The sequence below is a fragment of the Pseudoalteromonas luteoviolacea genome, from assembly GCF_021654285.1.
Taxonomy (GTDB): Bacteria; Pseudomonadota; Gammaproteobacteria; order Enterobacterales; family Alteromonadaceae; genus Pseudoalteromonas; species Pseudoalteromonas luteoviolacea_J.
On sequence record NZ_JAKFZS010000004.1, the window covers coordinates 262417 to 269472 of the forward strand.

General features: G+C 40.2%; 9 protein-coding genes. 2 read left to right on the forward strand and 7 right to left on the reverse strand.

All coding sequences use genetic code 11. The annotated features are described in order from the left end of the window. Positions 1 to 19 precede the first annotated feature (19 nt). The 5 genes from L1077_RS05255 to L1077_RS05275 are packed head-to-tail and all read right to left on the reverse strand — an operon-like array spanning position 20 to position 4674. On the reverse strand, positions 20 to 1390 hold the full coding sequence (locus L1077_RS05255) for a cytochrome P450 (protein WP_237135894.1): 1371 nt from the start codon (positions 1388 to 1390) through the stop codon (positions 20 to 22). Positions 1391 to 1396: 6 nt separating this feature from the next. After that, positions 1397 to 2647, reverse strand: a complete 1251-nt coding sequence (locus tag L1077_RS05260; protein WP_237135895.1) for a condensation domain-containing protein — start codon at positions 2645 to 2647, stop codon at positions 1397 to 1399. A gap of 11 nt (positions 2648 to 2658) precedes the next feature. Continuing rightward, on the reverse strand, positions 2659 to 3381 hold the full coding sequence (locus tag L1077_RS05265; protein WP_237135896.1) for an SDR family NAD(P)-dependent oxidoreductase: 723 nt from the start codon (positions 3379 to 3381) through the stop codon (positions 2659 to 2661). Further along, positions 3378 to 4034, reverse strand: a complete 657-nt coding sequence (locus tag L1077_RS05270; protein WP_237135897.1) for a cupin domain-containing protein — start codon at positions 4032 to 4034, stop codon at positions 3378 to 3380. Before L1077_RS05270 ends, L1077_RS05265 begins: the two co-directional genes overlap by 4 nt. Further along, positions 4021 to 4674, reverse strand: coding sequence for a non-canonical purine NTP pyrophosphatase (locus L1077_RS05275; protein ID WP_237135898.1), 654 nt, complete (start codon positions 4672 to 4674; stop codon positions 4021 to 4023). Before L1077_RS05275 ends, L1077_RS05270 begins: the two co-directional genes overlap by 14 nt. A 279-nt stretch (positions 4675 to 4953) precedes the next feature. Between L1077_RS05275 and L1077_RS05280 the strand changes: the two genes are divergently transcribed. After that, positions 4954 to 5178 carry a hypothetical protein gene (locus L1077_RS05280; RefSeq protein WP_237135899.1) on the forward strand — a complete coding sequence of 75 codons (225 nt, stop codon included), beginning with the start codon at positions 4954 to 4956 and terminating at the stop codon, positions 5176 to 5178. A 256-nt stretch (positions 5179 to 5434) separates the two neighbouring features. Next, positions 5435 to 5656 (forward strand): hypothetical protein, encoded by a 222-nt coding sequence (locus L1077_RS05285; protein ID WP_039608023.1) that lies wholly within the window; start codon positions 5435 to 5437, stop codon positions 5654 to 5656. A gap of 90 nt (positions 5657 to 5746) precedes the next feature. Here L1077_RS05285 and L1077_RS05290 read toward each other — a convergent pair whose 3' ends face one another. Beyond that, positions 5747 to 6220, reverse strand: a complete 474-nt coding sequence (locus L1077_RS05290; protein WP_237135900.1) for a GNAT family N-acetyltransferase — start codon at positions 6218 to 6220, stop codon at positions 5747 to 5749. 79 nt (positions 6221 to 6299) lie between these two features. Continuing rightward, positions 6300 to 6962 carry a DNA alkylation repair protein gene (locus L1077_RS05295; protein ID WP_237135901.1) on the reverse strand — a complete coding sequence of 221 codons (663 nt, stop codon included), beginning with the start codon at positions 6960 to 6962 and terminating at the stop codon, positions 6300 to 6302. Positions 6963 to 7056: the final 94 nt, after the last annotated feature.

Consider the following 7056-nt stretch of genomic DNA (forward strand, 5'->3'; position numbering starts at 1 on the left):
CTGGCCGTGACAATCAAACTTAACAAGCTTTGAGTTTTTCATTAATTTTTGTTGCTTGAAGCTGCTTGTTTATGCGCATTGGCATGCCATTGTGATTAGAGAGTGTGGATCTGGCATTGATGTTTTGTGGGTCTATTTGCTCATCTAAAAACTCTATTCTTGTCTGCTTTAAATACGTGACTAGAACACTCAGCATTTCCTGCATCGCAAAATGCTGCCCTATACAGTTTCTGTGGCCCGCACCGAAGGGGATATAGCTGCCTTTTTTTATGTCGGGCTCATTTTCCCAGCGAGTTGGAGCAAAGCATTCGGGGCTATCAAAATTGCTCTTTAATCTGTGTACAACAAAAGGAGAGATAAATACTTTATCGCCTTTATTTATTTTAAATCCATCGATCTCCGTATTCTCGGTTGCGCGTCTCGCGCCAATCAGCCATACAGGTGGAAATAGCCTCAACACCTCTTTAATAAACGCAAGAGTCGCTGGAAATTTATCAAAGGACAACGGCTCACCATTTTTATGATGGATAACTTCTTTATATACTTTATTGGCCTCAGCATCATATTTTGCCAAACAATACCAGCACCACATTAAGCTATTCGAGGTTGTCTCATGGCCGACGATAAAGTAAGACACCAAATGGTCTTTTATATTTTCATTGGTGAGTGAGTTGCCTGTTTCATCCGTGGCTTCAAGTAAGGATGACAATAAGTCTCCATGATCTTGAAACGGCTCATTCCTTCTTTTTAAAAGAATTTCATCAATAATTTGATCTATGATTTTACGTGCTCTTTTTACTCTGACATTAAGCGGGGAGGGGAACCAGGCAGGAAAGTTGACGACATCTTCAAAGTTTTTACTGAGCAAATGATGTAATTCATTCATCGCTTCTGATACTGCACTGGCTTTTTTCAGTTCAGATTTACACAAACCAAACAGCGTTTTGCACGTAATTTGCAGCGATAACCGTTCCATCTCTACTGCCATATCGACAGTATCGCCATGGCTAAGCTTAGAAACTGATTCTGAAGCATATTGCTCAAATACACTTTGGTAGCTTTGCAGGCGACGATGCATAAAGGCGGGTTGGGCGATTTTACGCAGAGGTTTGTGAGTTTGTTGATCAGCGGTGACAATACCTTGGCCGATGGCTTTGCTGAGAATGTTCGTATCTCGGGTCGATTTAGGAAATTGCTTCACTTTCCCAATCAGCACTTCTTGGATCATGCTGGGGTTAGAGATCAAAGTGACTTTAAATGGTCCAAGTTTAAATTGCAGTACATCTCCAAATTTATCTGCAAGTGTCATCAGAAATCCAGCAGGGTCATCCATAAATTTGATGCCCAATGCGCTGATCTCCTTGTTAGTTACTTTTGGTATTTGCTTCATTTTTTGTCAGTTACTAGCGATGTTTTTAATGGCGTCAAAGAGAGACCGGATATGTTTAACCACTTGTTCCTCATTTAGGTTATGTGGGTTGTATTCGATTAAAAAGTCTACCTGATCTACACCATGGAAGTTAATCACATTCAGCTGTAGCGGTAAGCTGTGATGCTGATGCGACTCATAGCTGAATGATCTCGGCATACCCGGTGTATCGCTGAGCTTTTCCAGTTCCATATAGCCAAATCTGAACTCACTGAGTGGTATATGTGGCGGCAATTTAAGCTCTTCGTACAACAGTTCTGGAGGGAGCTTTTTATGTCTGTAGGTATGTTTTAATTGTGTGGAGACTTGCTGGGCTTGTGCTGCCAAATCGAGTTCATCAGATAATGAAAATTCATGAACCAACATATTCGCCATAAATGCAAATAAATTACTTTCACTTTTTTTACGACCATGGACAGGTAAACCAATACGTAATTTATCCGAGTTAGATAGGGGGAAATCTTGGTTTAATTGACGTATCCAAAGGGTCAGCATCAATGTGGATAAACTCAGTGCATGTTGATTTGCAAACTCAACGATTGGTGTGAGTTGCGACCGAGGTAAAGAAAGGTGTATCGCTTTACTTTTTAACGGGTTTGTTGGTGAGAAGAGCCTAAATTCAATCGGCGCGGCTAAGTGGTTTAGCCAAAATGCTTTGTCCTTTTGATATTGATTTGATGTCAGGTACTCTGCTTGCTGGCTAGCGAGCTGTACTGGTTCAAATTGAGTATTTGTCGGGGTATGTCCTTTATCGTAATAGTCTACAACTTGCTTTAAGTAAGCAAATGCACTGTATCCATCACAGATTAAATGATTAGCTAAGAAGGCTAGCCACACTTGATTATTCGGCAGTATGAAAATTTCATTTCTGTGTAGCGGGTACTCAAATGCAGAAATAGGAGTGGTAAATAGTGTTTCTATTTTGTCACGTGCTACTTGCTCTGCACGTTCAAAAGGCAGTGCGGATAAATCGATAATTGGATAAGAGTGCTCGCAGTTTGCATGTTGATGTTGTTCAACGCCATTGGGTGTTTGCTGAAAATAAAAATCAAAACTCGCGTGACAGGCCATCACGGCTCTTTGTGCCTCGACGAGTTTATCGGCATCAACATGGTCAAATTTGATGACGCCGCCAGCGTTGGCAATGGGCAAATGAGGGGCTGCGCTGCAAAAGGCCAGCATCATATTTTGTAATAATGTAATTGGGAGTGTAGTCATAGTGCTGTTATCTAGTTTAATGAAAGGCCGCCATCAACCTTAATGACACTGCCAGTTGTCCACGGCTGAGATAATAAGGTGGTAATGATTTGCGCTACTTCGTGTGCTTTACCGAGTCCAAAAGGGTGTAGCTCAGCGAGTGCTTTTAATCGTGTTTGCTGTCCTAAGTTATCGTCTCTATGTTGGTTTAACATGGGCGTATCGACACAGCCAAGTGCTACGGCATTGACGCTGATTTGCTTGGCTGCGCCAGCAAGAGCAGATGCCTTCATTACTTGTTCGAGTCCTGCTTTTGACGCGCTATATATCGCACTGGTAGCAATGGGCTTTTCAGCCAGTGTTGAGCTGAGCAATATGATGGCACTTTGTTTTGGCATATGTGCAATAGCTTGCTCACAAAGTAAAAAAGCGGAAACAAGATTGACATTCAGTTGCTCAGTGATGGAGTTCATTTTAGTTTGGCCAAACTGCTCATGGTAACAAACGCCCGCTGCGTATATTAAGGCATCAATTGGGCCGATATTATCAATCAAAGACTGAAACAAGTCGCCAGCTTGAGCTATATCCGATAAGTCGCATTGCCACGGGATAAAGTGCTCAAATTCATTAAGCAGGTGGCTTTTATCTATGGTCCTGCTTAAACCGATCACCCGCGCACCCTTGGTGAGTAGATCTTTGCAAATTTGGTAGCCTATGCCTGAACTGGCACCTGTGACTAAAACTGTTTTGCTCATGTTGCTGAGATACCTTGATAGTAATTGATATTGGCAGGTGTCACTGATCCTAAAGGATTAGTATGGTTGACAATAATTTCGTCCTCTGGAATAAACTTAGGACGATCTATACACAAGATGGTAGCGGGTGATGCACTTAAGTTGTTGTAACCATGCACCACGCCTTTTGGCCAATCGAAGCTACTGCCGGGCTCTATATTTTCTCCGTTAAACATTAAGCCTTCATCTAAAACGAGCTCGTGTTCTTCCATCTGCAGGTGCATGTGTGCGGGGATTGACTCACCAGCTTTGATGTTAAGCAAGTAAATACCAAACTTTTCGTTCTCAAATAAAATATCGACAGTACCAAATGGCTGCGTCTCGTATTCAATAATACTTCTTTGACAGATAATGTTGTGGTTATATTCAAGTAAGAGAGGTTTCACAGTAATATCAATACTATCAAGCCACTTGAAACGGCAAAAAAGTAAATTAGGAATAATTCTTAAAAATTCTGTTGCGCTGATTTCACATATTCTGTCATACAAAAATTGCACTTGTGCCTGTATTTTCTGTAACTGGGTAGAATTTAATTTACTTGTTAAGCTGAGCTTGAGTTCAATTTTCAGGTCTGAGGCTAGATTGATCTCGAGATATTGCTCATACAGTGGCATGGCGTACCTCCTCACTGTGCGGTTGGTGCAGTGTGATTGCCGGTTTGCAAAATATATGTTCTTTTAGCAGTTTAAATGCACTGGCTCTGGGGTGAAGCGCATTTCGTTTCTCAGTGGGGAGTGATGCAAGTGTTGAGTTGTGCCCATGAGGAATAAATATTGGTTCAAAGCCAATGCGGTTTCGCCCTGATGCGCGCCAGCTAATAGTACCCTGTAATTCGCCAACAAAAGAGCAAACATGACCACTAGGATAAGCAAGGCTTAATGCACACACCATTTTGGCTTGTCTTTTTTGTGTTAAGGCCATGCGGGTCAACACATGGTCAATGGCGCCATCAAATCCGCCGGCCTGTTTGGCCCATCTTGCAGTGTACAGCCCAGGTAAACCATTTAGTGCATCTATGCACAATCCGCTATCATCCGCAATTGCCACTTTGCCACTGTGCTTGGCAATATTGAGCGCTTTTAATTGCGCATTTTGACAAAAGCTAGCGCCAGTCTCTTCTATTTCATCTAATCCCAATGCGTGAGCGCAACGAACTTTGTGGCAATAGGGTTTTATTAACGCGCTGATCTCACGCGTTTTACCAAGGTTGTGGCTCGCTATGACGATTTCATCAAATGCAGCATGCTCAATCATACAATTCTTCAGGTGGCTTGGATGTATCCCATGAAGCCAGCTTAATTCGCAAATGTGGATGAAATGTGTAATTTTTTTGTTAATTCAGAATGGACATGTCTGACAAGACAATTATTTGTTTCCGTTATTTATAAATTAGCTTCTAAATTATAAATAGCTCTATCAAAGTATCTATTGGTTTTGTTTTAATTTGAAGTAAAGTTTTGTAAATTTATTATTTACACTGGTTTTTTGTTTATATATATTTTCACTTCAAAATTAAACAAGGAGTTTTTATAAATGAAAATTAAATCAATGTTGTTTGGCTGTATTACTGCAGTCACTTTAGCGTTAAGTAACCAAGTTTCTGCATCAATAGGCAGTAATACTATGGTTATTACCTGCGTAGATCGTTCTGAATTCATAGAGTTATGGTCTGTTACTGCCTATAACCCTAGAGAGCAAAACTATTTTCTATCACGTTGCTTTAATGAGGGTGGTTTTCCAGATATAAAGCTTATTTAGTTTAAGTTCTCAAGTACGTCTGCCTAGTAGGCGTACTTTTTGATATTGCTGGAATATAGCTTTTTTACTTTCTTACCTCTTTTGTTTTTGTCATATTAATATAATATTTATTCTTGATGATCCATGGATTTTATAAACCTTCAACCGCACTAAGGTAAAGTTTTGTAAAGTTAACTTTCTGTATTTACACCTTTTTAAATTGTTTATATATTTTCTCCGAGTTTTAAATAGTGATTAAACAAGGGAGTTAATAAAAATGAAATTAAAATCAATGTTATTTGGTGGTGTAGCAGCTGTGGCGATGACACTCGGTGTACAATCAACGGCTCATGCATACATGACTATTTTGGTAACTTGTATAGATAAAAATAACTATAATTATTTATGGTCATCCAAGTCTATCTTCAGGGCTCAGTTTCAAGCTGACTTAGATCGTTGTCGTCGTGATGGCGGTTTAGCAGAGGTGGACTATCTATAGGTCTTGAATGGAATATGCACTTTTTATAAGTGCATATTTTTAATTTAGATAAGATATTTTTTATATTTTAATCCCGACCAATCTGCAGCATTAGTCAATTAATGAACCCTGCATAATATAGTTTGGCCCAGCTGGACTACCTAAATACTTCTCACCAGTGTCTGTAAATCCAGCTTTTTTATAACATTCATAAGCTAACGAATTACGGCAGTTGACGGTTAAGTAAATTTGATTAAATTGCGGGTAAAATGCTTTTAAAAAAGGGATTAGTGCGGCAACAGCCTGCTTGCCAAAGCCTTTACCTTGTTGACCTTTATCGATGACAAATGCGCGGATCCCAACACCATCTTCAGGACAAAAGTCGTATTTTTGCGCATAGGCGAGATCAAGCTTAAAATAACCAATCACCTCTTTTTGGTGTTTTATGACATGCAAATGCGTAGTGTCGCATATTTCTTCTAAAAACTCTGACGCAGTGCCTGCAAATTCAATTTGATCCTGCTCGATTTGGACGCGTTTTACCTGCTCAAGGTACCTATCACAGAGCTTTGTTATCGTTATCATAGGATGCTCTTAATTGTTATAAAGTAACAAAATCATAAATGATAACGGCGAAAATTACCATAACGGGAACAGCTTGGCTTTACAGTGACATCAATTCAGCTCTGGCTTGCTTATCTAGTTTCTCAAGTGCGTATCGAAATGCCACACGTGGCATCTCTTTATGATGTGTTTTGAGATAGTCAATGACTTCATTGGGTGAGGTTTTAGAGAGTACTTTGAGTAACCAGCCATAGCCTTTTTGCACTAAATCATGCTCATCATTGAACAAGAGATTCGCAGCGTTTAAAGGCGCGCTTTGGGGGTATTTCCCTTTATTTAACGGGTAGATTAAGATCACGGCAACGGCTCTTCTAACAGCAAAGTTGTCATGTTTAGCCCATGCATGGGTTTTATCTATTAACTGTGGGTACTGCACGATTAACTCACCAAAAGCATGTGTGCAAAAATCGTCACAGTCATACCAGTCGGTTACGTATTCGAGTAGCCAGCGTTCAAACACCTCAAATGTGCTTGGGGTATATTGTTTTTTAACTCTAAATGCCCAGTCAAAGGCGATTAAACTGAGCATCCACTCTCTTGACTCAAGTAGCTGTTCACAGAGTTCAAACACTGAATCGATATGATGATCAGGTAATGCGCGGTACAGAGTTGCTGATATTTGTCGAGCTTGTGCCGTTTTGACTTTTTGTTCTGGGTAGCCAAGCTCTGCAAGCGCTTGATGTGCGGTGTCTTTAATATGCATCGCGTATTTCAGTACGTTTTTTTAAAACACGGTAGCTGAATTATAGGAAAAGCTCAAAGCCGCACAAATATGCTGGCGACTTTGAGCCTTTATA